The 24,720-nt window shown below is 66.6% G+C and carries 26 protein-coding genes and 1 riboswitch; of the genes, 12 read left to right on the top strand and 14 right to left on the bottom strand.

The features are described 5' to 3' along the window. Nucleotides 1–36: 36 nt before the first annotated feature. The 6 genes from IB243_RS21645 to IB243_RS21620 all read left to right on the top strand — a co-directional run bounded on the left by IB243_RS21645 (nucleotide 37) and on the right by IB243_RS21620 (nucleotide 6,397). Nucleotides 37–402 (top strand): DUF2946 family protein, encoded by a 366-nt coding sequence (locus IB243_RS21645; RefSeq protein WP_192429318.1) that lies wholly within the window; start codon nucleotides 37–39, stop codon nucleotides 400–402. A gap of 80 nt (nucleotides 403–482) precedes the next feature. Further along, nucleotides 483–2,789 carry a TonB-dependent receptor gene (locus IB243_RS21640; protein WP_192429317.1) on the top strand — a complete coding sequence of 769 codons (2,307 nt, stop codon included), beginning with the start codon at nucleotides 483–485 and terminating at the stop codon, nucleotides 2,787–2,789. Nucleotides 2,790–2,930: 141 nt separating this feature from the next. Beyond that, nucleotides 2,931–3,476, top strand: coding sequence for a YcnI family protein (locus tag IB243_RS21635; RefSeq protein ID WP_225585173.1), 546 nt, complete (start codon nucleotides 2,931–2,933; stop codon nucleotides 3,474–3,476). 63 nt (nucleotides 3,477–3,539) lie between these two features. Continuing rightward, a complete protein-coding gene (locus IB243_RS21630) occupies nucleotides 3,540–4,025 on the top strand; it encodes a copper chaperone PCu(A)C (RefSeq protein ID WP_192429315.1) in 486 nt (161 codons plus the stop codon). 88 nt (nucleotides 4,026–4,113) lie between these two features. After that, nucleotides 4,114–4,989, top strand: a complete 876-nt coding sequence (locus tag IB243_RS21625) for a PhaM family polyhydroxyalkanoate granule multifunctional regulatory protein (protein ID WP_192429313.1) — start codon at nucleotides 4,114–4,116, stop codon at nucleotides 4,987–4,989. Nucleotides 4,990–5,071: 82 nt separating this feature from the next. Beyond that, nucleotides 5,072–6,397, top strand: a complete 1,326-nt coding sequence (locus tag IB243_RS21620) for an FIST N-terminal domain-containing protein (RefSeq protein ID WP_192429312.1) — start codon at nucleotides 5,072–5,074, stop codon at nucleotides 6,395–6,397. Nucleotides 6,398–6,408: 11 nt separating this feature from the next. Here the strand turns inward: IB243_RS21620 and IB243_RS21615 are convergent, their stop codons facing one another. After that, on the bottom strand, nucleotides 6,409–7,731 hold the full coding sequence (locus IB243_RS21615) for a hemolysin family protein (RefSeq protein ID WP_192429310.1): 1,323 nt from the start codon (nucleotides 7,729–7,731) through the stop codon (nucleotides 6,409–6,411). A gap of 80 nt (nucleotides 7,732–7,811) precedes the next feature. After that, nucleotides 7,812–8,987, bottom strand: a complete 1,176-nt coding sequence (locus tag IB243_RS21610) for a rhodanese-like domain-containing protein (protein WP_225585171.1) — start codon at nucleotides 8,985–8,987, stop codon at nucleotides 7,812–7,814. 224 nt (nucleotides 8,988–9,211) lie between these two features. On the opposite strand from IB243_RS21610, the gene IB243_RS21605 reads away from it, so the two are divergent. Then, entirely contained in the window at nucleotides 9,212–10,423 is a 1,212-nt protein-coding gene (locus IB243_RS21605) for a sulfite oxidase (RefSeq protein ID WP_192429309.1), read from the top strand. Between the two features lie 137 nt (nucleotides 10,424–10,560). Next, nucleotides 10,561–10,869, top strand: a complete 309-nt coding sequence (locus IB243_RS21600) for a cytochrome c (RefSeq protein ID WP_192429410.1) — start codon at nucleotides 10,561–10,563, stop codon at nucleotides 10,867–10,869. A 15-nt stretch (nucleotides 10,870–10,884) separates the two neighbouring features. On the opposite strand, the gene IB243_RS21595 is transcribed toward IB243_RS21600, so the two are convergent. Beyond that, on the bottom strand, nucleotides 10,885–12,201 hold the full coding sequence (locus IB243_RS21595; protein ID WP_192429307.1) for a D-amino acid dehydrogenase: 1,317 nt from the start codon (nucleotides 12,199–12,201) through the stop codon (nucleotides 10,885–10,887). A 91-nt stretch (nucleotides 12,202–12,292) separates the two neighbouring features. Next, nucleotides 12,293–12,406, bottom strand: a riboswitch (glycine riboswitch). A 220-nt stretch (nucleotides 12,407–12,626) separates the two neighbouring features. On the opposite strand from IB243_RS21595, the gene IB243_RS21590 reads away from it, so the two are divergent. Continuing rightward, nucleotides 12,627–13,409: a 2-keto-4-pentenoate hydratase gene (locus IB243_RS21590; protein WP_192429305.1), complete on the top strand. Its 783-nt coding sequence runs from the start codon at nucleotides 12,627–12,629 to the stop codon at nucleotides 13,407–13,409. Nucleotides 13,410–13,442: 33 nt separating this feature from the next. Here IB243_RS21590 and IB243_RS21585 read toward each other — a convergent pair whose 3' ends face one another. From IB243_RS21585 to IB243_RS21535, 11 genes are all read right to left on the bottom strand, one after another. Further along, complete coding sequence (locus IB243_RS21585) at nucleotides 13,443–13,898, bottom strand: YXWGXW repeat-containing protein (protein WP_192429297.1); 456 nt, start codon at nucleotides 13,896–13,898, stop codon at nucleotides 13,443–13,445. Nucleotides 13,899–14,049: 151 nt separating this feature from the next. Beyond that, on the bottom strand, nucleotides 14,050–14,592 hold the full coding sequence (locus IB243_RS21580; RefSeq protein ID WP_057229899.1) for a YXWGXW repeat-containing protein: 543 nt from the start codon (nucleotides 14,590–14,592) through the stop codon (nucleotides 14,050–14,052). Between the two features lie 184 nt (nucleotides 14,593–14,776). Then, nucleotides 14,777–15,157: a hypothetical protein gene (locus IB243_RS21575; protein ID WP_057229897.1), complete on the bottom strand. Its 381-nt coding sequence runs from the start codon at nucleotides 15,155–15,157 to the stop codon at nucleotides 14,777–14,779. Nucleotides 15,158–15,229: 72 nt separating this feature from the next. Further along, a complete protein-coding gene (locus IB243_RS21570; protein ID WP_225585169.1) occupies nucleotides 15,230–15,637 on the bottom strand; it encodes a DUF6463 family protein in 408 nt (135 codons plus the stop codon). A gap of 12 nt (nucleotides 15,638–15,649) precedes the next feature. Then, the gene (locus tag IB243_RS21565; protein WP_192429295.1) at nucleotides 15,650–16,969 is read right to left on the bottom strand and encodes an AarF/ABC1/UbiB kinase family protein; all 1,320 of its coding nucleotides are present in this window, start codon (nucleotides 16,967–16,969) and stop codon (nucleotides 15,650–15,652) included. Next, complete coding sequence (locus tag IB243_RS21560; RefSeq protein ID WP_192429293.1) at nucleotides 16,956–17,516, bottom strand: DUF2867 domain-containing protein; 561 nt, start codon at nucleotides 17,514–17,516, stop codon at nucleotides 16,956–16,958. Before IB243_RS21560 ends, IB243_RS21565 begins: the two co-directional genes overlap by 14 nt. Continuing rightward, nucleotides 17,513–18,394: a TetR/AcrR family transcriptional regulator gene (locus IB243_RS21555; protein ID WP_192429291.1), complete on the bottom strand. Its 882-nt coding sequence runs from the start codon at nucleotides 18,392–18,394 to the stop codon at nucleotides 17,513–17,515. Before IB243_RS21555 ends, IB243_RS21560 begins: the two co-directional genes overlap by 4 nt. Before the next feature lie 128 nt (nucleotides 18,395–18,522). After that, a complete protein-coding gene (locus IB243_RS21550) occupies nucleotides 18,523–18,717 on the bottom strand; it encodes a helix-turn-helix transcriptional regulator (protein ID WP_010466251.1) in 195 nt (64 codons plus the stop codon). Nucleotides 18,718–18,727: 10 nt separating this feature from the next. After that, the gene (locus IB243_RS21545; RefSeq protein ID WP_192429289.1) at nucleotides 18,728–19,771 is read right to left on the bottom strand and encodes an NAD-dependent epimerase/dehydratase family protein; all 1,044 of its coding nucleotides are present in this window, start codon (nucleotides 19,769–19,771) and stop codon (nucleotides 18,728–18,730) included. 2 nt (nucleotides 19,772–19,773) lie between these two features. Continuing rightward, the gene (locus tag IB243_RS21540) at nucleotides 19,774–20,166 is read right to left on the bottom strand and encodes a hypothetical protein (RefSeq protein WP_192429287.1); all 393 of its coding nucleotides are present in this window, start codon (nucleotides 20,164–20,166) and stop codon (nucleotides 19,774–19,776) included. 274 nt (nucleotides 20,167–20,440) lie between these two features. Next, nucleotides 20,441–21,181 carry a helix-turn-helix transcriptional regulator gene (locus IB243_RS21535; protein ID WP_057272621.1) on the bottom strand — a complete coding sequence of 247 codons (741 nt, stop codon included), beginning with the start codon at nucleotides 21,179–21,181 and terminating at the stop codon, nucleotides 20,441–20,443. A gap of 124 nt (nucleotides 21,182–21,305) precedes the next feature. Here IB243_RS21535 and IB243_RS21530 point away from each other — a divergent pair, with 124 nt between their 5' ends. The 3 genes from IB243_RS21530 to IB243_RS21520 all read left to right on the top strand — a co-directional run bounded on the left by IB243_RS21530 (nucleotide 21,306) and on the right by IB243_RS21520 (nucleotide 24,705). Next, entirely contained in the window at nucleotides 21,306–22,169 is an 864-nt protein-coding gene (locus IB243_RS21530; protein ID WP_225585166.1) for a hypothetical protein, read from the top strand. A 65-nt stretch (nucleotides 22,170–22,234) separates the two neighbouring features. Continuing rightward, a complete protein-coding gene (locus IB243_RS21525) occupies nucleotides 22,235–24,169 on the top strand; it encodes an MFS transporter (protein ID WP_192429283.1) in 1,935 nt (644 codons plus the stop codon). Continuing rightward, nucleotides 24,166–24,705 (top strand): hypothetical protein, encoded by a 540-nt coding sequence (locus IB243_RS21520; protein WP_192429281.1) that lies wholly within the window; start codon nucleotides 24,166–24,168, stop codon nucleotides 24,703–24,705. The genes IB243_RS21525 and IB243_RS21520 overlap by 4 nt, the downstream gene beginning before the upstream one ends. Nucleotides 24,706–24,720: the final 15 nt, after the last annotated feature.

Genomic DNA, 24,720 nt, shown 5'->3' with positions numbered 1-24,720 from the left:
AGGAGTTCGCGCGCCGGCCCCCTACAATCCGCACCCATGCCCTCCCTCCAAACCATCCGTAGCCTTCGCTGGCTCGCCCGCCTTGTGCTGGCGTGGTTTGTGTTGTCCATGGGGGTGGCGGTGGCGTCGCCCCTGGTCAATCCGCAGGCGATGGAGCTGATTTGTTCGGGCTCGGGCGCCATCAAGGTGTTGGTCAAGACCGACGACGGCGCCAAGGAGCTGCCCAGCCACACGCTGGACTGCCCGTTGTGCGCGCATGTGGGCGCTCCTCCCCCCGCGTCACAGGCGCAGCTGCCTGTAGTCCACCCCCTGGCGCATGCCCTGCGCCCCATTCCCGCCGCGCACATTGCTGCGCGCACCGCCGCGCCGCTGCCGCCGCGCGGGCCTCCGGCCTTCTCCTGAAATTGCTATTTGTTTGATAGCTGTTTGCGCTTGATAGATAAGCGCTGGCGGCCTATTTGGCTTGAAATTCAGGAGTTCCCATGCGCAAAAGCCGCATGGCGCTGGCCGTGGCCAGTGCCTTTCCCCTTGCCCTGTCCTGGGCTATGCCCGTGTGGGCCCAGACCGCTGACAGCACCAACGCACCCGTCAAGGAGCTGGGCGTGGTCACCATCCGCGGCGGCCAGCCCACCTCGCTGCCCACGCAGATCCCCACCACCATCGAGGGCGTGACGCGCGAGCAGATCGAGCATTCGATCAATGCCACCGACAGCGAAGACGCCCTCAAGTACCTGCCCAGCCTGCTGGTGCGCAAGCGCTACATCGGCGACTACAACCACGCCGTATTGTCCACGCGCGCCTCGGGCACGGGCAACCCGGCGCGGTCCATGGTGTTCGCCGACGGCATCTTGCTCAGCAACTACCTGGGCAACGGCCCCACCAACGCGCCGCGCTGGATGCTGGTCACGCCGGAAGAAATCGAGCGCGTGGACGTGCTCTACGGCCCGTTTTCGGCCGCCTACGCAGGCAACTCGGTGGGCGCGGTGGTGGACTACGTCACGCGCATGCCGACAAAGTTCGAGGCGCATGCGCAGGTCAGCGTCCAGCACCAGCCGTTCGATTTGTATGGCACCAGCGCCACCTACGCGGGCAAGCAGGTCAGCGCCTCGGTGGGCAACAAGAATGGCGACTGGTCGTGGTTCCTCAACTTCAACAAGACCGACAGCGAGGGCCAGCCGCTCACCTTCCCCACGCGCCTCGTGTCTGCAGGCGCCGTGGGCCATGCAGGCACGCCGGTGACGGGTGCCGTGCTGGGCAACAACCGCAGCAACCAGCCTTGGTACCTGCTGGGCACGGCCACCCAGTACCACACGCAGCAAGACCACATCAAGGCCAAGATCGCCTACGACGTCTCGCCCACCGTGCGCGCGGCCTACACCCTGGGCTGGTGGCACAACGAATCCGAAGGGCGCCCCACCAGCTACCTGCGCGACGCCAATGGCAATGCGGTGTACGGCGGCACGGTCAACATCAACGGCCGCTCGTACACGCTCGCGCCCACGGACTTCAATGTGTCCAACGAGAACCTCACGCACTTTATGCACGGGCTCTCGGTCAAGAGCCACACCCAGGGCGCGTTCGACTGGGAGGTGGCCGCCAGCCTGTACGACTACCAAACCGACACCCTGCGCGCTGCCACCGTGGCGCTGCCTGCAGCGCGGAACGGCGGGGCAGGGCGCATCGTCAACAACAAGGGCACGGGCTGGAACACGCTGGCCGCCAAAGGCACCTGGCGTCCGAATGGGGTGCAGGGCACGCACATCGTGGACTTTGGCCTGCAGCGCGACAGCTACCAGCTGCGCACCGTGGAGAACGCCACGACGAACTGGATCAGCGGCGCTGCAGGCGCCCGCAACCAGGCCTTCAACGGCGACACCCAGCTCATTGGCCTGTGGGCGCAAGACACCTGGAAGATCGCACCAAAGTGGAAGGCCGTGCTGGGCGCCCGCGCCGAGCGCTGGAGCGCCAGCAATGGCCAGACCGGCAACGCCACCACCACGCTGAGCCACCCCGAGCGCAACGAAACCTATGTCTCGCCCAAGGCTGCCGTGGCCTACCAGGCCAACGACCTGTGGGTGCTCAAGGCCTCCACCGGCCGCGCGGTGCGCATGCCCACCGTGGCCGAGCTGTACCAGGGTGGCATCAACGGCAGCGGCACGCTGATCAACAACGACCCGAACCTGAGGCCCGAAAAGAGCTGGACCACCGAGCTGACGGCCGAGCGCGATATGGGCAATGGGCTGCTGCGCCTGACCGCGTTTTTTGAGCGCACCAAGGACGCGCTGTATTCGCAGACCAACGTGCTCGTCGCGCCCAACGTGACCAACGTGCAGAACGTGGACGCTATCCGCACCAAGGGCATCGAACTGTCGTACCAGGCCGCCAATGTTCTTCTGCGTGGGCTCGACCTCGGGTCAAGCCTGACCTGGACGGACTCCAAGATCACCCGCAACGACAAGTTTCCCGCCAGCGTGGGCAAGTGGCAGCCGCGCATCCCCGAGTGGCGCGCCAGCGCCGTGGCAACCTACCGGCCGGACGACAAGTGGTCATACACGCTGGGCGCGCGCTACAGCGGCAAGCAATACAGCACGCTGGACAACACCGACGTGAACGGTTTTGCCTACCAGGGCGCCAGCCGCTACTTCACCACCGACGTGCGTGTGCGCTACCAGATCACCAAGCAGGTGAGCGCTGCCGTGGGCATCGACAACCTCAACAACTACCAGTTCTGGAACTTCCACCCCTACCCGCAGCGCACCTACCTGGCTGAATTGAAAGTAACCCCCTGAGCGGCTTGCGCCGCTTCCCCCAAGGGGGACGCCTCCAGCGGCCCGGCGAAGCCGGTTCCGCGGTGGCGCTCGCCTCGGGCGCGCCAGTGTTGAAGGCAATGAATCGTTGAAACGCAAGGTCTGAATATGAAATCAAACACTATGAAAAATATAGCTGCTACCGCTTTACTATTAAGCGCTGGAGGCATTTTTGGCTCTGCATCTGCCCATGTGGTGCTCGAGTACCAGGTGGCCCCGGCGGGCGCCAGCTACAAGGCGAGCTTCAAGGTCGGCCACGGCTGCGGCGCGTCGCCCACGCGGCAGGTCGCGGTGGACATCCCGGCCGGCATGCGTGGCGCGCGCCCCATGCCCAAGCCCGGTTGGACGCTGGAGGTACAGCGCGAAAAACTCGCACAGCCGTACACCAGCCACGGCCGCAGCATCACCGAAGACGTGGTGCGCATCACCTGGACGGCCAAGACGCCGGACGACATGCTGCAAAGCGCCCATTACGACGAGTTCGTGCTCGTGGCCCAGGCGCCGGAGCAGGCGGGCACCGTGTACTGGCCCGTGCGCCAGGCCTGTGCCGAAGGCCGGAACGACTGGACTGACGTGCCCAAGGCGGGCCAGAAACTTTCGGACCTGAAGTCCCCTGCGGCAGCGCTGGAGATTCTGCCCACGGGCGGCGGTGGTGCGCACAATCATTGACAGTCAGGTCCGCCCCGCGCCTGCTCCACCCCATTTCCAGCTGACCTCCGAAAGACATCCATCATGAAAAAACTGCTTCACCGCGCCGCCCTCGTTTCCACACTGGCCGCAGCACTGGCCAGCGCCCCCGCATGGGCACAGACGGCCGCCGTCAAGGTCGAAGGCGCCTGGGCCCGTGCCAGCGTACAGGGCCAGAAGGCCACGGGCGCCTTCATGCGCCTCACCGCCAAGGACGGCGCCCGCCTGGTGCGCGCCGAATCGCCCGCCGCTGGCATCACCGAAGTGCACGAGATGAAGATGGAAGGCGACGTGATGAAGATGCGCGCCGTGCCCGCGCTGGACCTGCCCGCGGGCAAGACCGTGGAGCTCAAGCCCGGTGGCTACCACGTCATGCTGCTGGACCTGAAGGCCCCGCTGGCCAAGGACAGCTCGGTGCCCATCACGCTGGTGTTCCAGGACGCCAAGGGCGCGGAGAGCAAGCTGGAACTGAGCGTGCCCGTGGGCACGTCGGCCCCCGGCGGCGCCAAGGCGCATGAGCACAAACACTGAGGATTTGGCCTGCGCCACTGCCTTCGCGGTCGCAACGCATTGGAGTAAGCTGTGACCCCACCACAGACCCACCTCTTGCGGAGCGGCCATGAGCGACACATCGAATTTCGGTTTCGGCAAACTTGTCCCAGGTTTTGACTTTTTGCAGAGCCTGGCCAAAGGGGCGTCCAACAGCATTCCGCAGTTGCCCAACCTCAGCAACTGGGTGGCGCCCACCATCAGCGTCGAAGAACTCGAGAAGCGCATCGACGAACTCAAGGCCGTGCAGTTCTGGCTGGAGCAGAACTCGCGCGCGCTGGCCGCCACCATCCAGGCGCTGGAGGTGCAGAAGATGACCCTGGCCACGCTCAAGGGCATGAATTTCAGCATGGGCGACGTGGCCAATGCCTTCAAGCTCAAGACCGCCGACACCGTGATGAGTGGTGTGCAGAAAGCCGCCGACACCGTGAGCGGAGCGGCGGGCGCCGTCGCTGGGGCTGCCGCCCGTGTCACGGGCCGCGCGAGCGCTGCCGAAGAAGCAGAAGAAGACGAGCGCGAGGAAGCCGAGCCCGCCGCCCAGCCTGCCAAGGCCAAGGCGAAGGGCAGCAAGGCATCGGCCGCCGCCGCTACGCCCACCGTGGTGGACCCGATGCAGTGGTGGGGCGCGCTCACCGGCCAGTTCCAGCAGATCGCCGCCAACGCCATGAAGGACGCGGCCAAGCAGACCGCCATCGACACCACCAAGAACATGGCCACGGGCCTCGCCAAGGAAGCCCTCAAGACGGCCACCGGCATGGCCACCCAATTCGCCGCCAAGGGCATGCAGACCATGCAGGGCGGCGCCAAGCGTGCCGCTGCACCGGGCACCACCAAAAAGACCACCGCCACCAAGAAGCCTGCGGCCCGCAAAACTACGGCGAAACCCGCCGCCAAAAAAGCCAGCAGCAGCACCCGCAGCCCAGCGGCCCGCAAGCGAGCGGGCTGACGCCAACGCGGGCGGGTGTGGCAACAACCCGCAGGTGGGCGCAACACCGGCCCACCACCGCCCTGGCATGGAGATCCACCCCATGAAACTTTTCCCTTCCGGCCACGCCACCCATCCCCAGTGGCGCATGGCCGCCGCGCTGGTGCTGGCGCAATTGCGCGCCCAGATGGCGCTGCCCGAATACGCTTCGGCACCCACCCTGGGCCTGCTTTACGTCACCGACCACTACGGCAACGAAGCCCAGGCGCTGCTCGACTACCTGAGTGGCGAGCTGCCCGAGGTGACGGACTGGACCGGTACCGTGGGTGTGGGCGTGTCGGCCAACAATGCCGAATACTTTGACGAGCCGGCGCTGTCGGTCATGCTGCTGGATGTGCCGGCTGACCAGTACCGTGTGTTCTCCGGCGTGGCTCCTCTGCCCACGCACGCGCCGCACCCGGGCGCAGGCTTTGTGGCCCACACGGCGCTGGTGCATGCCGATGGCCGCACCCCCGAACTGACCGAATTGCTGGCCGAGATGGCCGCACGCACCGACACCGGCTACCTGTTTGGTGGCCTGTCCGCCAGCCGCACGAGCAACGTACAGTTTGCAGTGGGTGGCGACGGCAACATCGCGGGGCAGGGCGGCGCCAGCGGGGTGTTTGACGGCGGCTTGTCGGGCGTGGCGTTTGGCGCCGGGGTGGCGCTTGTGTCGCGCGTCACGCAGGGCTGCCAGCCCGTGGGCGCGCTGCGCACCATCACCGCCGCGCAGGACAACGTCGTTCTGGCACTGGATGGCGAGCCAGCGCTGGATGTGCTGCTCGATACGCTGCAGGTCTCGCTGGACAGTGGAGACCCCCAGCCCGCGCTGCGCAAGGTGCGCGCCACGCTGGCCGGGTTGGTCAGCGCAGGCGAGCAGCCTCAGGGCCAGCGCCGCACGGGCCACTTCGGCACCGATACGCGCGTGCGCCACATCGTGGGGCTCGACGGCAGCCGCCGGGGCGTGGCCCTGGCCGACCACGTGGAGGCAGGCATGCATCTGGCGTTCTGCCAGCGCAATGTGGCAGCGGCGCGCGCCGACCTGATGCGGATCTGCGCCGAGATTCGCGAGGAGCTGGAACCGGAGGAACTGGAGCCTGCGCCGATGGTGTCGTCAGACACCCTGGGCGATCTGGCCGCGGCACCGGGGGGGGCGGCGCGGGGCACCAGCGCTCTGCCCCAGACCGGGCGGCGCATCTGCGGTGCGATCTATGTGAGCTGCTCGGGCCGGGGCGGCCCCCATTTTGGCGGGCCCAGTGCCGAGCTGCAGATCGTGCGCCACGCGCTGGGCGACGTGCCGCTGGCCGGTTTTTTTGCCGGAGGTGAAATTGCGCACCACCATCTGTACGGCTACACCGGGGTGCTGACCGTTTTTGTGAACGGCGAATAGCGCCGTCGCGATCAGGCCGCCGGGCTGTCCTCGGCCTCGGCCTTTTCCTCGGGCGTCAGGCGTGTGGCCAGGATCTTGTCGATGGTCTTGCCGTCCATGTCCACCACTTCGAGTTTCCAGTCTTCCCATTGCACTGCGTCGGTCACCTTGGGCAGGCGCCCGGTCAGCAACATGATCATGCCGCTGAGGGTGTGGTAGCGGCCACGTTCTTCCTCGGGCACGGAGTCCAGGTTCAGCCGGTCTTTCAGCTCGGGCACGGGGATGTGGCCGTCCAGCAGCCAGCTGCCGTCCTCGCGCTGCAGCGCCCACGAGGTCTCGGGGTCGCGCGGCTGGAACTCGCCGGTAATGGCCTCGATCAGGTCCTGCAGCGTGACGATGCCCTGCACCTCGCCGTACTCGTCGATGACAAACGCCATGTGTACGTCCTGCAGCCGGAAGTTGTCCAGCAGCTCCATGCCGGTGATGGTTTCGGGCACGTACAGCACGGCCTGCAGCGTCTGGTCGGCCAGGGTCTGGCTGCGGTCGCGCAGCGCGCGGGCCAGCCACTGGCGGGAGTTGATCACGCCCAGGATGTTGTCCATGCCCCCGCGCACCACCGGAAACCGCGCGTGGTCCGACTCCTCGATACGCGCCAGATTCTCTTCAAACGGAGCATCGACGTCCAGGCACACCACGTCGCCGCGCGGCAGCATCAGCGAGCCGATCTGGCGGTCGTCCAGCCGGAACACATTGCGCACCATGGTGTGCTCGTGCGATTCGATCACCCCGGCCGTCGTGCCCTCGACCAGCATGGCGTGGATTTCTTCTTCCGTCACGGGACTGCCGCTGGTTTCCTTTACACCCATCAGGCGCAGCAGCGTGCGGGTGGAGGTGGACAGCAGCAGCACAAAAGGCTTGGTGGCCAGCGCGAGAAAGTTGATGGGCCGCGCGACCAGGCGGGCAAAGGTTTCGGGGTAGGACTGGCCGATGCGCTTGGGCACCAGTTCACCCACCACGATGGAGAAATACGTGATCAGCACCACCACCAGCCCGGTGGCTGCATAGCCCCCATAGGGCAGGGGCACGCCCAGCGATTCAAGCCACGCAGCCAGCGGTGCGGCCAGCGCGGCCTCGCCCACGATACCGTTCAAGACGCCGATGGACGTGATGCCGATCTGGATGGTGGACAGAAAACGCGTGGGGTCTTCGCCCAGCTTCACGGCGGCGGCGGCGCCGCTATCGCCCTCATCAATCAGCTTTTGCAACCGGGCTTTGCGGGCCGTGACCAGAGCGATCTCTGACATGGCAAACAGGCCGTTGAGGAAGATGAGGGCGAACAGTATTGCTATTTCCATACAAAGGGCGCCTTGCGCGCCCTTGGGTGTTGAGAAGCGACCAATTGTAAGGACAGGGGCCAGAGGCCTTGCGCAGGCTCCTAGCCACCTTCGGTGGGCAGGCCGGTTTCGTCCCACTCGGGCAGTCCTCCGCGCAGCCAGTACACCGACTTGAACCCCTTGGCGGCGGCCACCTTGGCAGCCTTGTAGGACTTCCAGCATTCGGCGCCGTTGCAGGCAAAAATCACGGGCTTGGCCTTGTCCAGGCTCTGGAGCTTGTCCAGTGCCTGGAAATCGTCCTGGGCCGCATTGAAGGCCACGTCCTTGAGGCTCTTTTCCACATAAGCGGCAAACACGGCGCCCCGGATGCGCTTGGCCTTGAATTCCTTCTCGGTGCGCGTGTCCACCAGTGTGGCGCCCTGCGCCTGCAGGTTCTGTGCCTCGCGCGCGGTGATACGGTTCACGCCCGGCAGGCTGGTGGGCGTGAAGAGGCCCAGCTCGGCAACGCGGCGGTATTCCACAGCCTCCGGGCGCACAGACACCGGCGGCAGGCCGCTGGCGGAGGACGATGCACTGAACCACTGGGCCAGCTTGTTGCGCGCATCAGCAGACAGATCTTTCTTCACCACAATGGAAAACCCGCCCGGCACGGGCTGCGATGTGGCCAGCACGCGCGCGATGCCCGGGTGTGCCGCAGACCATTCTGCCCAGTCGTCCTCACGCACCACGGTGGCGTCGGCCGTGCCCAGCGTCAGGGCCGTGAGGCCCGCCTGGGGGAACTTCTCGTATTGCACGGCGCGCAGATCCTGGAACGACAGCCCGGCCTCGTTGAGCATGCCGCGCGCCATGTACGTGTACAGCGAATCCTGCTGGGGCAAGTAGAGCCTTCGGCCCTTCATGGCGGGCACTGCAGCGATCTGCTGCAGCCCGACCAGCAGGTATCGGTCTGATTTGTGCGTGGCGCCCACCAGCTCATAGCCGCGTTGCAGTGCGGATGCGGCCACCTGGGCCGGGCCAATGAAGATGTCGTAGCCCGCACTGCGCGTCGCACGCATCACGTCCGCCAACTCGTCGCTGGTGGTCAGCGCCACCGTCTGGCCAGCGGCCTTGGACAGACCGGACTCGGCGGAGGTGCGCAGGATGGAATGCGCCGCCTTGCGGGCGGTGGGCTCCACGGCCACGATGGCCGTCAGCTGGGCCTGCACGGCGCTGGAGCTCAGCCAAAGGAAAAGCAGCACTCCCCATTTGCCGCCGGTGGGTTTCCTATTTGTGTTCATTGCGCTTTCCTCCCCCAAAACAAAGCGCGAATATGCCCACGGCCTTCGTACCTGTGTACGAATGTTTCCGATGTTTTGTGTTTGTTACTTTTGTTAACGACGCATTGCGCACCACGGTAAAGGCTGCCGCACAGAATGCGGGCTGGGCCCGCCCCGGCATGCCCCTGTCATGCGAGCGCGGGGAGAAAACCGTTTGTTCACCCACATTATCTGGAGACGTTCCCATGAAAGATTCCATGACCCTGCCACGCCGCCACATGCTGGCCGGAAGTGCCGCAGCCCTGAGCGCGCTGGGCCTGGCCGGATGGGCTGGCACAGCCAGGGCGCAGCAGGCTACAAGCCATCCCAAGCCGCTGCCCGCCTATGCGGGATGGAAGTCTCCGGACGCGCTGATCGTGCACAGCAGCAGCACCCTGGAAACCCGGCGCTCCGCGTTCGGCACCAGCGTCATCACCCCGTCGAACCAGCTGTACGTGCGCAACAACCTGCCCGCGCCTGATGCGGCCATCCTGGACAACCGCGATGCCTGGAGCGTCGCCATCGAAGGGGTGAAGAACCCACGCAGCCTGACGCTGGCCGAACTCAGAACCCTGGGCGTCGAGACCGTGGCCACGGTGCTGCAATGCTCGGGCAATGGACGGGGCTTTTTCCCCAGCAAGCCCAGTGGCACGCCCTGGTCTGTGGGCGCAGCGGGTTGTGTGGTCTGGAGCGGCGTGCCGCTGCGCAACGTGGTGGCTGCGCTGGGCGGGCTGGCCGACGGCGCGGCCTACCTCACGGGCACCGGTGGCGAAAAACTGCCAGAGGGTGTGGACCCACTGTCTGTGCTGGTAGAGCGCTCGGTCCCCGTGAAAGCGCTGGACGACGCGTTGCTGGCCTGGGAGATGAATGGCGAGCCTTTGTCCCTGGCGCACGGTGGGCCGCTGCGGTTGGTGGTTCCGGGCTACCAGGGCGTGAACAACATCAAGTACGTCAAGCGCGTGGCCTTCGCCAGTGCGCAGTCGCAGGCGCGCATCATGTCGCACGGCTATCGCATGTCGCCCCCCGGCTCCAAGGCCAGCCCCGATCAGCCTTCGGTGTGGGAGATGGGCGTCAAGTCCTGGATCAACGGCCCTCTGCCCGACAAGGGCTCGCTCAAGGCGGGCCAGGTGCAGGTGCACGGTGTGGCCTTTGGGGGTACGCGGGGCATCAAGGGGGTGGAGGTCTCGGCCGATGGCGGCAAGACCTGGCAGGCGGCCAAACTCATCGGCCCGGACCTGGGCCCCTTCGCATGGCGGCAGTTTGCACTGCCGGTGCGCCTGGAGGCCGGCACGCAGGTACTGGCCAGCCGCGCCACCGACACGGCGGGCAACGTGCAGGCCGAGCAGCGCGAGGAAAACCTGGGCGGCTACAACAACGCCAGCTGGCGCGACCATGCCGTCACGTTGACCGTGGCATGACGCGGCTCCCCCCTGAGGCGCTGCGCGCCTTCCCCCCTGGGGGGGGACGCCACCCCCGGACTGGCGGAGCCAGATCCGCGGTGGCACGGGTGTTGGGGCGCGCCGGTATCGGACGGCATCGGGTGCCGGGGTGTGGCTTGCTGGTGGGGGTAGCGTTACTGTGGGCGGGTGCCAGCTGGGCCGCCGACCCTGCCGAACTGGCGCGCGGCAAGGAGCTGTTCACCAAGATCCAGCCCGCCTGCGCCGTGTGCCACACGCTGCAGGCTGCGGGCGCCGAGGGACAGGTCGGCCCGGTGCTGGATGAACTCAAGCCCGATGCGGGCCGCGTGATGCGGGCGTTGAAGGCGGGCATCGGCGCGATGCCCTCGTATGCCGAGCGCATGAGCGAAAAGGACATGTTGGCCGTGGCCGCCTTCGTGGCCCAGGCCACGGGCGCGGCCCCATAACGCCGGGCCGCCGGTTCAGGCCGTCGTGCGCGAGGGCAGCAGCGCGGCCGCCCGCCGGTCGCGCTCCAGCCCCTGGAAGTCGAAATCCACCTGCGGCGCGCGCCCGCTCACGATGTCGGCCAGCGCCTGGCCCGAGCCGCAGGCGTGCGTCCAGCCCAGCGTGCCGTGGCCGGTGTTGAGGAACAGGTTGGCGAGCTTCGTCTTGCCGATCAGCGGCACATTGCTGGGCGTGGCGGGGCGCAGGCCGGTCCAGAACTGGGCCTGGCTGGCGTCGCCCGCACCAGGAAAAAGCTGCTCCACGCGGCGCACGATGGCGTCGCAGCGCACCTGGTTCAGGTGGCGGTCGTAGCCGTTCAATTCAGCGGTGCCGGCAATGCGCAAACGATCACCCTGCTGGCTGGTGTAGCGCGAGAACACGAGCTTGAACTCGTCGTCCGTGAGGCTCACCTGGTGCGCCTTGGACGCGTCCTTGACCGGCATGGTCACCGAATAGCCCTTGGCTGGGTAGATCGGCAGGTGGATGCCCAGCGGCTGCGCCAGCAGCGGGCTGAACGAGCCCATGGCCAGCACGAAGGCGTCGCCCTGCACGCGCTCGAAGCGGCCCTCGGCGTTGGTCACTTCCACATGGTCGATGTTGCCGCCTGCCTCGCGCAGCGCCGTGATGTGGTGGCCCAGACGGAACTGCACACCCGCCGCCTCGCACAGTTTGGCCAGCTCGCGCGTGAACTGGTTGGCATCGCCCGATTCGTCCTCGGCCGTGAAGGTGGCGCCTGCCAGCTGCGGGCGGATGTGGGCCAGCGCTGGCTCGATGCGCGCGGCCTCGTCGGCGCTGATGACCTGGCGCTCGCAGCCCAGGGCGCGCATCTGCTCGGCCGGGGCCAGGGCGCCATCGAACTCTTTCGCGTTGGTGTAGAAGTGCAGGATGCCTTGCGTGCGCTGGTCGTACTGGATGCCGGTGGCTGCACGCAACTGCTGCAGCACGCTGCGGCTGTAGGTGCCCAGGCTCACGATCTGCTCGATGTTGTGGCGCGTGCGCGCCGGCGTGCAATTGCGCAGAAAGGCCAGGCCCCAGAGCCACTGCCGCATGTCGGCGCGGAGGCGAAACAGCAAGGGGGCGTCTTCTTTGCCCAGCCACTGCAGCACCTTGAGCGGCGCGCTGGGGTTGGCCCAGGGTTCGGCGTGGCTGACCGAGATCTGCCCACCGTTGGCAAAGCTGGTTTCGGCGCCGGGGGCTCCCTGGCGGTCAATGACGGTCACTTCGTGGCCGAGCTGTTGCAGGAAATAAGCCGAAGTCACGCCGAGCAAACCGGCACCCAAAACAATCACGCGCATTTTTGAAGCCTTTTAAGGGTTCAGCGCTTGATGGACGTGCGTTGGTAGCTATTTTTTATATAGCAAGCAGTTGGCGCGCGTCCGCCAAGCTGCCGCTCCCCCTGTCCTTGGTACCTGAGAGATTCACCACACAGCCCACATGGCGCGCGGTTTGCTCCTTCGGTGCGCCACGGTGTGCCCGTGGCGGCTCTCCAGACGGCTTTGATGAATGGTGCAGTACGGGACCTGAGCGTGTATGGGAGTTTGCGCCTTCGGTGCAGCGGCGGGCGTGTGGCCTGCCGTGCTCTCCTGCGGGGCCCATTCTAGGAGGGCACGGGCGGCGGCAAAGTGTTTTTGCCGGCTAATGGGTGGCAATCGTTGCTGATGGTAGGAGGTGGCAGGTCGCCATAATCCAGCGACTTGACCCAGCCCAGGACGCTTTCCCTATGCCCGACACCGCTTTCGATCCCTTTGCCAGCGCGGCCGTCATCACCATGGCCCGCCAGGGGCGCACCCCCCGGCCGCTCGATTTGCCCGCAGCGCTGCGCCCGCGCGATGCGACCCAGGCCTATGCCGTGCAAGACATCGTGGTGCGCGAGCGGGGGGAGATTGCAGGCTGGAAGGTGGGCGCCGCGTCGCCCCAGGCACTGCCCACGCGGGCAGCGCTCACCCGTGATTCGGTGGTTGTGGCGCAAACCGTGCAGGCGGTGCATTTGTCTTCTGCAGGGTTCGCCGTGATGGGGGTCGAGGCCGAGCTGGTGTACGAGCTGGGTGCCGATTTGCCCGCCCGCTCCACGCCCTACAGTGCGGCCGAGGTGCTGGCTGCCGTGACCTCGGTGCGCGCCGCCATCGAGGTGTGCGATACGCGGTTTGCGGCCTGGGGGCTGCAGGGCGAATGGAGCCGCCTGGCCGACCAGGCCTGCCATGGCGCACTGGTCGTGGGTACGGGGGTGGCCGATGTGGCGGCGGTGCAGCCCCTGGCGCAAGCGGTGAGTTTGTCAGTGAACGGGATGGTGGCCGTGCAGCACGCCACCTGGGGCAACGCGGCGGGCGATCCGCTCCGGCTGCTGGTGTGGTTGGCCAACGAAGGCGCGCGCAGCCTGGGTGGGCTGCGCGCGGGGCAGTGGGTGACCACCGGTTCCTGCACAGGCACCGTGTTGGTGGCGCCGGGTGCGGTGGTGGTGGCTGAGTTTCCAGGCCTCGGACGCACCGAGGTTCATCTGGTGTGACAGGCGGGGAGCGCTGGGCTCCCCCAAGCGCCATCAGTTGCGACGCGGGTTGTCGGGCTGGCTGTCGCGGCGATTGGATACGCCGTCGCCATCGCGGTCGCGGTCGTTGCGGTTGGCAACGCCATCACCGTCCCGGTCCCAGCCACCGCGTTGCATTTCCCAGCGGCCTTCACGCTCCACCCACTGGGGCTGGCGGTACTGGTGGCCATTGCGTGCTTGCACCCAGTGGCCCCGGACCCAGCGGTGGCGGTTGCCACGCCATTCCCAATGCCCTTCTTCCCACACCTGTCCGCGGCGTGGGCGTGGCACGGCTTCATGCCGTGGAGGTGGGGGGGCGGGAATCACCTGGTAGTTCTGCGTGGATTGGTATCCACGTTCTGGCTGACCCGATTGAATGATGACGGTGCCTTGCGGTGCAGCGTGCGCGGATGCAAGGGGCAGCAGTGCCATCAGGGCGAGGGCGGCTGCAGTGAATGTCTGGCGGGTCATGGTGATCTCCTAATGTTCCTTGCGGAATCGGTCTGTTCATGGTGGCGGTTCGGCGCGCTGCGCCACGTAGGCGCTGAGCGGGGTCAGCCGTAGGCGAAGAGGGCGGCTTCACCCGGGTCTTCCCGGGCCGCCCCCGGCCTTCGCCCCTCCGTCAGTTGCGGTACGGGTTGTCTGGACGGCGATCGTGGCGGTTCGGCACACCGTCGCCGTCGCGGTCCCGGTCGTGGCGGTTGGACACGCCATCACGGTCCCGGTCGTGGTGATCGCGGTCATAGCGGTTGGGAATTCCGTCGCCATCCCGGTCGCGGTCATAGCGGTTGGGGATGCCGTCTCCATCCCGATCCCAGCCACCTGGGCGCATTTCCCAGCGGCCGCCATGTTCCACCCAACGGGGTTCGCGGTAGTAGTAGCCAGGGCGGGCCTTCATCCAGTGGCCCTGGACCCAGACGTGGCGGTGGCCACGCCAATCCCAGTACCCGGGCACCCACACCATGTCCCGGCGGGGGCGGGGCACCACTTCATAGCGGGGTGGTGGTGGCGGGCCGTATTGCACCACCATGGGCGCGGGCGCTTGGTAGTGGTGGGGTTGTCCCGACTGGATAACAACGGTGGCGCTGGTCTGTGCCTGCGCCACCGTAGCGGCACCCAGCGACAGCAGGGCGATAGAAACAGCGGCGAGTGCATTGCGGGCCATGATGGTCTCCTCAAAATGATTCCTTGCGGAACCGGAGACTTCATGGTGCAGACGCTGCGTCAAGACGGTGTAGGCGAATTGCGAAGTCTTGTGAAGTTGTGTTTCCTGCAGCGGTGTCGACAGGGGTTTCCGTGATTTTTCTCACACTCCAGACGGCCCACCCCGTGCCTTGCGGAGGGTGCCCTCAGCGCCACCACACCAGTGCGGCCACCACCAGCAAGGCAAACCAGGCCGGGTGCCTGCCGTCGGTGGCATAGAACACCAGCAATCCGCTGACCAGGGTGGCCAGCCCCGCCACATCAGCCACCCAGGCCCCCAGGTTGGTGTCTCCTGGCACGGTCCCCAGGCGCCACAGCAGGGCGCTCAGGGCCCACCCCAACACGGTGGCCAGGTGCCAGGTGCCCCAGAGGATGCGCACCTGCCGCTCGTGCAGTACGGGCCGCCCTCCGGTGGGCACGATGCCCTGCGTGCGCAGAGCGCGAAACACGAGGAATTCACCCAGCACCGAGTGCGCAACACCCACCAGGGCGAGGCCCCCGGCTGCCAGTACCAGCGGAGTATTCATGAACAGTTTTCAAGTCAATCAGGATGGCTGTAGAAGGTGCAGACGCGGCGCATCGACCTGTCTTCGTTGCCTTCAACGCTTTGGGGGCCAGCACAGGGCCAGCGCGGGCGGCAGCGCCAGCCAGAAACCCGATGTGGGCATGAGCACAATGCCCAGCGCCGTGAGAGCCAGCAACCCGGCACCCAGCCCGCGCAAAGGAACGGGCGCCAGGGCTGCATTGCGTTCGATCAGCAACATGGCCCAGCCCAGCAACGCGAACAACACGCCGAACAGTACAAACCAGACCACGGCGCCCACGGCCGGGTCTTTTTGCACGCTGTTGAAAACGCCGCGCCGCACGATCTCTTGCAGCTGGGTCGGAAACACGACGGCGGCATACAGCGTGTGCAGCAGCGCCACGGCCAGCATCCACCGGCCCTTCCAGCGGTTGCGAAGCGGTATGGCCGTGGAGCGAAGAGCGGGGGAGGTCAGGGTGGTCATGTTGGGGGGGTCCTATGAAGAAAGAAGGGCGGGGCAATGCGTGTGGACCCGTGCGCCCAGCCCCGTAAGCAGGTGCATCAGGCCCATCCACATGCGCTCGAACGCAGGCATCTCGCCGGGCACCTGCACCAGGTGCTCGCCCAGCACGCGCTGGTGCCGTCCGGCGGTGATGGGTGGCGGCGTCTTGACGCCAAAATCGAAGACCGGTTGCGTGAAAGGCTCCATCTGCCAAGCCTGCATGTCAGCCAGTGCGGGCGCGAGTTCGGCGGTGTAGGCCGACACGGTGAGGCTGGCATTGACGAGTCCGAGTGCCTGGTAGGCCTGCAGCACCAGTGCGTCTCGCTGTGGGTCGGTGGGAGGGCGCAGCAGTGCGGACCAGGCCTGTGTCACCTGCGCCCGAAACTCGGCAGAGAGGCTGCGCGTGCAGCCAAAGTCGAGCACACCCACCGTGCCATCAGGCGCAAACAAAAAGTTGCCAGGATGCGGATCGGCATGCACCCGGCCCAGCACAAAGATGCAATGCATGAACCAGTCCCACAGGTGCTGCCCGGCCTGGTCGCGTTGCTGCTGTGTGGGCTGCGTGGCCAGCCAGGCCTGCAGGTGCTGGCCGGGCAGGAACTGCTGCGTGAGCACCTGGGCCCGTGTATGCGACAGGATGGGCTGTGCCAGGACCACGCCGGGCAATGCCGCGTGCTGCGCAAACCATTGCAACTGCTCGGCCTCCTGCAGGTAGTCCACCTCGCGCAGCAATGTGGCTTCGATCTCGGCCATCACGCTGTCCACCACGGTGTTGGCGGGAAGGGGCATGTCGGTGTGGGCCAGGGCGCGCAGTGCAGTGCGCATCAATTGCATGTCACTGGCGATGGTGGCGGCAATGCCGGGGTACTGCACCTTGACGGCCACTGTGCCATGGCCTGCCAGCTGCGCGCGGTGCACCTGGCCCAGGCTGGCGGCGGCGAAGGCGGTGGGATCGAACTGATCAAACAGCGCCTCGGGCTCCTGGCCGAAGGCCTGGCGGAACACGCGCCCCACCAGCGCGCGGTTGAGCGGCGGTGCCTGGTGGTGGGCGCGCGCCAGCTCCTGCCGCACGCCCTCGGGCAGCAGGCCCGGGTGCATGCTGAGCAGTTGCGACACCTTGAGCGCCGAGCCCCGCAGCTGGCCCAAGGCGCCAAAAAGGATGCGGCCCAGGGCGGCCTCGTGGTCGGCCTGTGCCTGGGCAGACGGCGTGCGCACACGGTGCCCCAGTTGCGCCATCCCGATGCGCGCAGCCGCCAATCCGGTAATGGTGCCGCGCGCCAGCCGGCCGGTGCGCGGCGCGTCAGCGCGCGCCATGGTGTGAAGTGGTCAGCTGACGCAGCATGACTTGCACAATGCGGCGATGAAACGGCGTGATGACGGCCATGTAGGCATGGCCCAGCGTGTTGTGGATGTGCACCACGGTGCTGATGACGACCGTGGGGGCACTGCCAGGCTGGCCGTGCTTGGTCAGAGAGACCTGCACATCCAGGTGTTTGTCGTCCTGTCCCATTACCACTTCGGTGTCGCTCAGATGGCGGATCAGGAAGATGCCCACCTGGTCTCCGACGCGGTAGCTGCGCGCATCGGCCGGGGAGGCTCGGCTAGCAGGCGGATGCACATCCTGCAACTGTCCCACACCCTTGAGGCCCACCAGCCGCACCAGCTTGTTGCGGACTGCCAAGAGTTGCTCCGTCCACCGCGGTGTCCGGGCCACCACGTCCAGCCAGGTCTGCAGTGCGCTGGTGGCGGGGCGAGGGTCGGTCGTTGTGAAGGCGTCAAAAAAATCCGCGTTGTGCAAGGTGGCATGGATGACCGTGCCAGCGGGCACCTGGACCTCGCGCACGGTGTTGGCGGTGGTCATGCGGACTTCCTCTTGCGTGGCGTGGCCGCTGGCTTTGCAGCGGTTGCCGGGCTGGCAGCGCGGGGTTTGCGCGGCGCGCGCGGCGGTGTTGAAGGCTCCGGCGAATGGGATGTTTCGGCTGCTGCCTTGTAGGGGGGGGCAGGGCCGGGCGGCGCGCTGGCCATCGCCTGTTTGGCCAGCTGCAGCATGCCCATCAGGCCGCTGCTGTGCTGCACCATGCGGGCCATCTGGCTGCGCAGCACAAAGCCACCGAGCTGCAGCACGCGGTTGACGAGCCCACCACGCAGCGCCTGCACCAGCACCCCCAGCGACAGGTCCACCAGCTGCGTGGTGTCGGCAAATTCGTCAGAGGTGTCGGCGAGCCAGTACGTCACCACACCGGCCAGGTAGTCGGTGTACAGCCCGCCCGCCAGGCCCTTGAAGTCGCAGGGCTCGATCTCGCCGCTGGCCTCGGCTGCTTCCAGAAAGCTGGCGACGGCCTCGCGCAGGCTTTGCCGTGCCGCCAGGGGTTCCGCCAGCATCGACAGCGGCGAGCGCCGCGCCAGAGTGCGCACCTGGGCCACAAATTCGCGGTCGGCCAGCAGGCGCTCCAGCACGGCGTCCGTCAGGCGCTGCAGCTTTTCCTGCAGCAGATAGCCCGCAAAGCCCGGCGTCTGGAGGGTTTCGGCCAGCGCCTGGTGGACCACATCGTCCAGATAGCCCAGCACGATGCGGTCTTTGGTGGGGAAGTATTTGTAGATCGTGGCGTCGCCAATGCCGGCGGCGCGCGCGATGTCCTTCATCGTCGTGCCGTCAAAGCCCTGGCGGGTCATCAGGTCCACCGCGCTGGCCACGATCTGGCGGCGGGTGGCGTCTTGCTGTTGGCGGGTGGTTTTCACTTTTGTATCTTTAAAATCGTTGAATCGATGATTTAAAGAATAGTGAATTTTCATTAAAGAGTCAATGCGTATCGAAGGATGGGCCCGACGAAGGTGCAGACACCTTCGCCTGTGCGCTGGGCTGCGGCTCAGTCGTCGGGCACAAACACCTGCTCGATGGTCCGCCCGAGCACGGTGGCGATCTTGAAGGCCAGGGGCAGGCTGGGGTCGTATTTGCCCGCTTCGATCGAGTGCACCGTCTGGCGGCTCACACCCAGCGCGTCGGCCAGGGCTTGTTGGGTCATCCCGCGGTCTTGCCGCAGGGCTTTGACGTGGTTGTGCATGCGGGTTGCCTCAGTCCGGCGCCAGGCCATCGGCCACCAGCTGCGCCACGTGCTCGCCCAGCGTGGCGCTGGCCGGCCGGTAGCGGACGCCCAACTCGGCCTGGCTGCGTGTGGTGTCGAACTGCAGCGGATGCCCCACGTTGTGGCGCACGTAGCTGCGCGTCATGCCGGCCATGGGCGCGATGAGCCACATCAGCCATCGGGGCACCTCTTTGGTGGGCAGCTTGGCGCTGCGGTCCGGGTGGCTCTGGCGCAGGCGCTGCGCGATCTCCAGCAGGCGCAGGCTTTCGCCCACCACCAGGTAGCGGCCCGAGGCTGCCGGCAGCAGCGCGGCGCTGACGTGCGCCTGCGCCACATCGCGCACATCCACCGTGCCCAGCCACAGCGGCGGCACGCCCTGGCGGAAGGACCCGTCCAGAAACTGGCGCAGCAGCTGCACGCTGGTGGCATCGTCGCGCTGCGACAGCGAAGGGCCGAAGATCGCGCCCGGATGCACGCTCACCAGCGACCAGCGTTTTTGCTGTGCCTGCAGATCCCAGGCCAGGGCCTCGGCGCGCGTCTTGGAGAGCGCGTAGGGATTGCTTTGCGCGGTCGAAGTGCGGTTGGTGTCCTTTTCGTTGAGCACATGCCCCGGGCGGGATTGCAACTCGTCGCTGTCGCCGAACATCGCCACGATGCTGCTGGTGATGACCACACGCTCCACGCTCGCCGCGCGATTGGCCGCATCCAGCACGTGGCGCGTGCCCGTCACGGCGGGGGCGATGAGCTCGCGCTCGGGGTCGGCCGAAGGGCCCAGCTTGTAGGGCGAAGCGGTGTGCAGCACCGCACTGCAACCCTGCATGGCGGTGTCAAAGCCCTGCGCGCCTAGCAGATCGGCCTCAAACAACATGAGCTGGCCAGGATGCGCCTGTGCCAGGCGCTGCAGGTGAGCGACCTTGCGCCAGTCCTTCAGGCTGCGCACCGTGCCGTGCACCGTGTGGCCCTGCTCCAGCAGCAGCTTCACGATCCACGACGCCAGGTATCCGGCCGCGCCGGTCACCAACACGCGGGCCATGCTCAGCTCACCCTGTGGTGGGTGATGCATAGGCCCAGGCCCCAGGCGGCGATCAGCCCGGCGGCCACGGCCAGCGGGTGCACGGCAGGGGCCATGCCCAAGGCCTGCACCGCGGACACCACCAGCAGCATGGCCAGCGCCAGCCCCACCGCCCACTGGCAGGCGCGGCCGTGCATCTGGCGCTGCAGTTCGTCCAGCTGGCGGTAGCGGCGATAGCCCAGCCATGCCAACAGGCCACACGCTGCCGCCAGCAGCCCCGCCGCCCACCGGCCCGAAGCCAGCGGCAGGTGCGCGAGCTCCAGGCTGGCGAGGCCCAGCAAGATCACCACGAGCAAGCCGGAGAGCACCTTGGCCAGGTAGCTGATTTGTTCCAGGGGAGGGGGAAGTTCGTTCATGCGGGCCTCAGGAAGTAAAGTTTGCTTTACAAATTGTCGTGCCACCGCGATGCCGATGTCAAGTTTCTTTTACTTTTGACAATGTGGAATCGGCTACGGAGACCGGAAATTCAGTGTTCTTGGCCTCCAGCGCTTATTGGATAAGCATTTATTGCTATCAATAAAGCAGCGGTGACTCAGAACCCGATGGCATCGCCCGATCTCAAACGAGCGACGCAAGCCAAGCGCCCCAACGCCGCGTCGTTCCCTCCCAGGGAGAGAGCCACACAGCGGCTTAGAGGGGCAGCCTCCGCATCCCCGTGAACGCTTCAAATTCCCAACTGCGCATCGCCAGCAGCAAGGTGTAGCCCTCCAGCTCCCGCGGCGGCAGCTTCTGGTCTGCCAGGTGTTGTTGCGCAAAGTCCTGCGCGACGCGCTGCATGCGCTCCATGAAGGCGGGGGCCAGGCCCCGGCTGATGGTGCCGTGCACGAGCAACACGCCTTCGCCGGCACCATCGAAGCCGCCGGAAAAGTAGTCGAGCAGCGCGTGCTCGCGAAAGTAGTTCATCACCGGGCCGTGGGGCCGCCAGCGGAAGGTCTTGGCGAGCTTCAAACGGTAGCGGTTCAGCGGCCGCAGCTCGATGATGCCGATACGGTCAAGCTGCGCCAGGTACTTGATGCCCTCGGCCTCGGAGAGCCGGTAGGTAGTGGTCACCTGCTCCAGCGTCCACTGGCTGAGCACGCAGATGGCCATGAGCAGCAGCTTCTTGTCGGCCACCACGGCGCGCTCCTGCTCCTGCGTCAACTCCTTGAGCAGGGGTTGGTTTTCGGCCACGCGGCGTGCCAGGTCGGCAAAGTCCAGCGCCAGTGCGCGGCAGATCGCGTCGATGCGCGACAGCGGCATGTCGCCCTTGGCCAGCATGCGCTTGACGCTGGACTCGGCCATGCCCAGGGCCTGCGCCAGGTCGGCGTAGGTCATCTGGGCGGTCTTGAGTTCTTTTTTCAGGGCGAGAACGAGGTCGGCTGTAGTGCTCATGGGTATCGATTATCAATACTGAGGGTGTCTTTAGCGGCAATTGGTGCGACTTTTTGGCGGTGACGTGGCGTGGACTGCACACACTGCGCCGCATTCACTGCCCAACCCTGCGGATGCGAAGACCATGACCTTTCTGATTTCTCTCCCCACCCGGCGCCACAAGCCCGTGACGCGCGCTGAAGCGGGCCTGCTGCTGGGCGTGATCGCGTTGCTGGCGCCGGCCGTGTTCGGACCGGTGTTGCCTGCCAGTGTGCACCAGCACGGTTTTGCCGATCAGCGGGCGCTGTGGGGTATTCCTTGTGCGATGGATGTGCTGAGCAATCTGCCGCTCGCCATCGCAGGGGTGTGGGGCTTGCTGGCATTGCGCCGTCTGGCCGCCGGTGCTCTGGACCACACATCCCACGCGATGGTCACGCTGTTTTTCGTGGGGTTGGTGTGCACGGCCATGGGCTCGGGTATGTACCACTGGCAACCGCAGGACGCAGGCCTGCTGTGGGATCGGTTGGGCATGGTGCTGCCTTTTGCGGGCCTGTTGGGGCTGGCGGCGACCAGCCGCGTGAGCCAGCGGGCGGGGTGGGCCACGGCGGGCGCGATGCTGCTGGCCGGGCCGCTGGCCGTGCTGTGGTGGTCGCACGCTGGCAACCTGATGCCCTGGGCGGTGGTGCAACTGGGCGGCATGCTGGTGGTGCTGGCACTGGCTTGCTGGCCCCGGCGCGATGGCGCCCTGGCGGTGCACCTGGGCGCGGTCATTGGCCTGTATGCCGTGGCCAAGTTGTTCGAGGCCGCCGATCACGCGGTGTTTGACGCCACAGCGCAGTGGGTGTCGGGACACAGCATCAAGCATGTATTCGCTGCCAGCGCTGCCTGGCCGGTGTTGCTGGCACTGGCGGCATTGCGCAACAGCGGTGCACGGGGTGCGCCGCACGTCACGCTGTCCGGGCAGAATGGCGCCCACACCGTGGGTGTCGCACGCAGATTCCGCGCCTGAGTGGCGGGGCACTGGATACACAAACACAAAGACACAGCAAACCCATCGGAAACGAGGAGAAAAGCATGCACCCCGAGACCCTCTCAACCAGCGTTGCGCCAACGCATGAGGACCCGAACCAGTTTGCCCTGCTGCGCCAACGGCGGTTTGCGCCGTTTTTCTGGACCCAGTTTTCAGGCGCCGCCAACGACAACCTGTTCAAGTTCGCGTTCACCGTGATGGTGACCTACCAGCTCAGCGTGTCGTGGCTGCCGCCGGCGATGGCGGGGCTGGTGATTGGGGCGCTGTTCATCCTGCCGTTCCTGCTGTTCTCGGCCACCTCGGGCCAGCTCACCGACAAGTACGACAAGACGAAGATGATCCGCTTCGTGAAGAACCTGGAGATCGCCATCATGCTGGTGGCGGCGGGTGGGTTCATCGCGGGCAATGTGCCCATCCTGCTGCTGTGCACCTTCTTGATGGGCGTGCATTCCACGCTGTTCGGGCCCGTCAAGTTCGCCTACATGCCCCAGGTGCTCAGTGAGCGCGAGCTTACCGGCGGCAACGGCATGGTCGAGATGGGCACCTTCGTCGCCATCTTGTTGGGCAACGTGGCGGGCGGCCTGCTGGTGGCGTTGCCCGGCATTGGCCACACCACCGTGGCCGTGGCGTGTGTGGTGGCCGCGCTGATTGGGCGCGCTGTGGCGCAATTCATCCCGTCGGTGCCGGCCACCGACCCGGGGCTCACCATCAACTGGAACCCCTTCACCGAGACCTGGCGCAACCTCAAGCTTGCGCACGAGAACATCGTGGTGTTCCGCTCGCTCCTGGGCATCAGCTGGATGTGGTTCTTCGGCGCGGTGTTCCTGTCGCAGTTTCCGAGCCTGGCCAAGGAAGTGCTGCACGGCAACGAGCAGGTGGCTTCGCTGCTGCTGGTGGTGTTCTCCATCGGCATCGGCATTGGCTCGCTGCTGTGCGAGGTGCTCTCGCGCCGCCATGTCGAGATCGGCCTGGTGCCGCTGGGTGCCATTGGCATGAGCGTGTTTTCCATCGACCTGTACTTCGCGGCGCGCAGCCTGCCACCGTCGGAAATCATGGGCCTTGGCGCCTTCCTTGCACAAAGCCAGCACTGGCGTGTGATGCTCGACCTGGCGCTGCTCAGCCTGTTTGCGGGCCTCTACAGCGTGCCGATGTACGCCTTGATCCAGATGCGCAGCCAGCCCACGCACCGCGCGCGGATCATCGCGGCCAACAACATCCTGAACGCGCTGTTCATGATTGCGAGTTCGCTCATCGCCGGCGCGCTGCTGGGCGCCGGCTTCACGGTGCCGCAGATCTTTTTGTTCGTAGGCCTGGCGAATGCGGTGGTGGCGTTCTACATCTTCATGCTGGTGCCCGAATATCTGCTGCGCTTTGTGGCCTGGATGTCATCGCGCTTCGTGTACCGCTTCAAGGTGCAGGGCGACGAAAACCTGCCCACCACCGGCGCGGCCATCCTGGCGTGCAACCACGTGAGCTTTATCGACGCGGTGCTGCTCATGGCCGCGAGCCCGCGGCCGATCTATTTTGTGATGGACCACCGCATCTTCCGCGTGCCGGTGCTCGGCTGGCTGTTCCGCCTGGCCAAGGCCATCCCGATCGCGCCGTACAAGGAAGACCCCGCCACCTACGACGCCGCCTTCGAGCGCGCGGCCCAGGTGCTGCGCGAGGGTGATCTGCTGGCCATCTTCCCGGAGGGCGGCATCACCAAGGACGGACAGCTGCAGGAGTTCAAGGGCGGCATCATGAAGATCATCGAGCGTGCGCGCGAAGAGGGCGTCGAGGCGCCGGTGATCCCCATGGCGCTGACCAACCTGTGGGGCTCGTACTTCAGCCGCATCGAGCAGGGCGGTGCGATGGTGCGGCCGTTCCGCAGGGGGTTCTACAGCCGGGTGGGGCTCAATGTGGGCCGTCCTGTAGCGTCTCAGGCCGTGCAGCCCGCGCTGCTGCGCAGCCAGGTGGCAGACCTGTTGCAAACATGAGCACGGCAGACGTTGCCATCGCGGCCGTGCCGGCAGCGGACCCCGGTGCATTGACGGATCGCATCCTGGATTTCTTGCGCGGCATCGGCCTTGCGGTCTGTGAGGCCGAGGTGCCCGACGACAGCTTTCTGCCTGGCGTCCGCATCGAGCGGGGTGGGCTGCGCGTGGACCGGGCGCGGTTGCGCTGGCCCGGTGACCTGCTGCACGAGGCCGGCCACTTGGCGGTGGTGCCTGCCGCCCAGCGCCCCACCCTGGACGACGCACTGCAGGACCTGCCCGCAGTGCCCCATGGCGGTGAGATCGAGGCAAACGCCTGGGCCTGGGCCGCGCTGTGCCACCTGGGGATGGATTCCGCTGTGCTGTTCCACGACGGCGGATACCACGGGCGGTCCGCCGGGCTGCGCACCGCTTTCGAACTGGGGGTGTACCTGGGGGCGTCGGGGCTGGCAGCTGCGGGGCTCACCCTGCTGCCGGCGCAGCAGGTGCCTGGCGGTCCGCATGCCTATCCCCACATGCTGACCTGGTTGCGGGACTGAGGCGCCGGAAAAGCG

Origin of the sequence: Acidovorax sp. ACV01, assembly GCF_014851495.1 — a bacterium.
GTDB classification, from domain to species: Bacteria; Pseudomonadota; Gammaproteobacteria; order Burkholderiales; family Burkholderiaceae_C; genus Acidovorax; species Acidovorax radicis.
The sequence above is the reverse complement of the archived record's forward strand: the minus strand, read 5'-3'. Positions and strand labels throughout refer to the sequence as shown.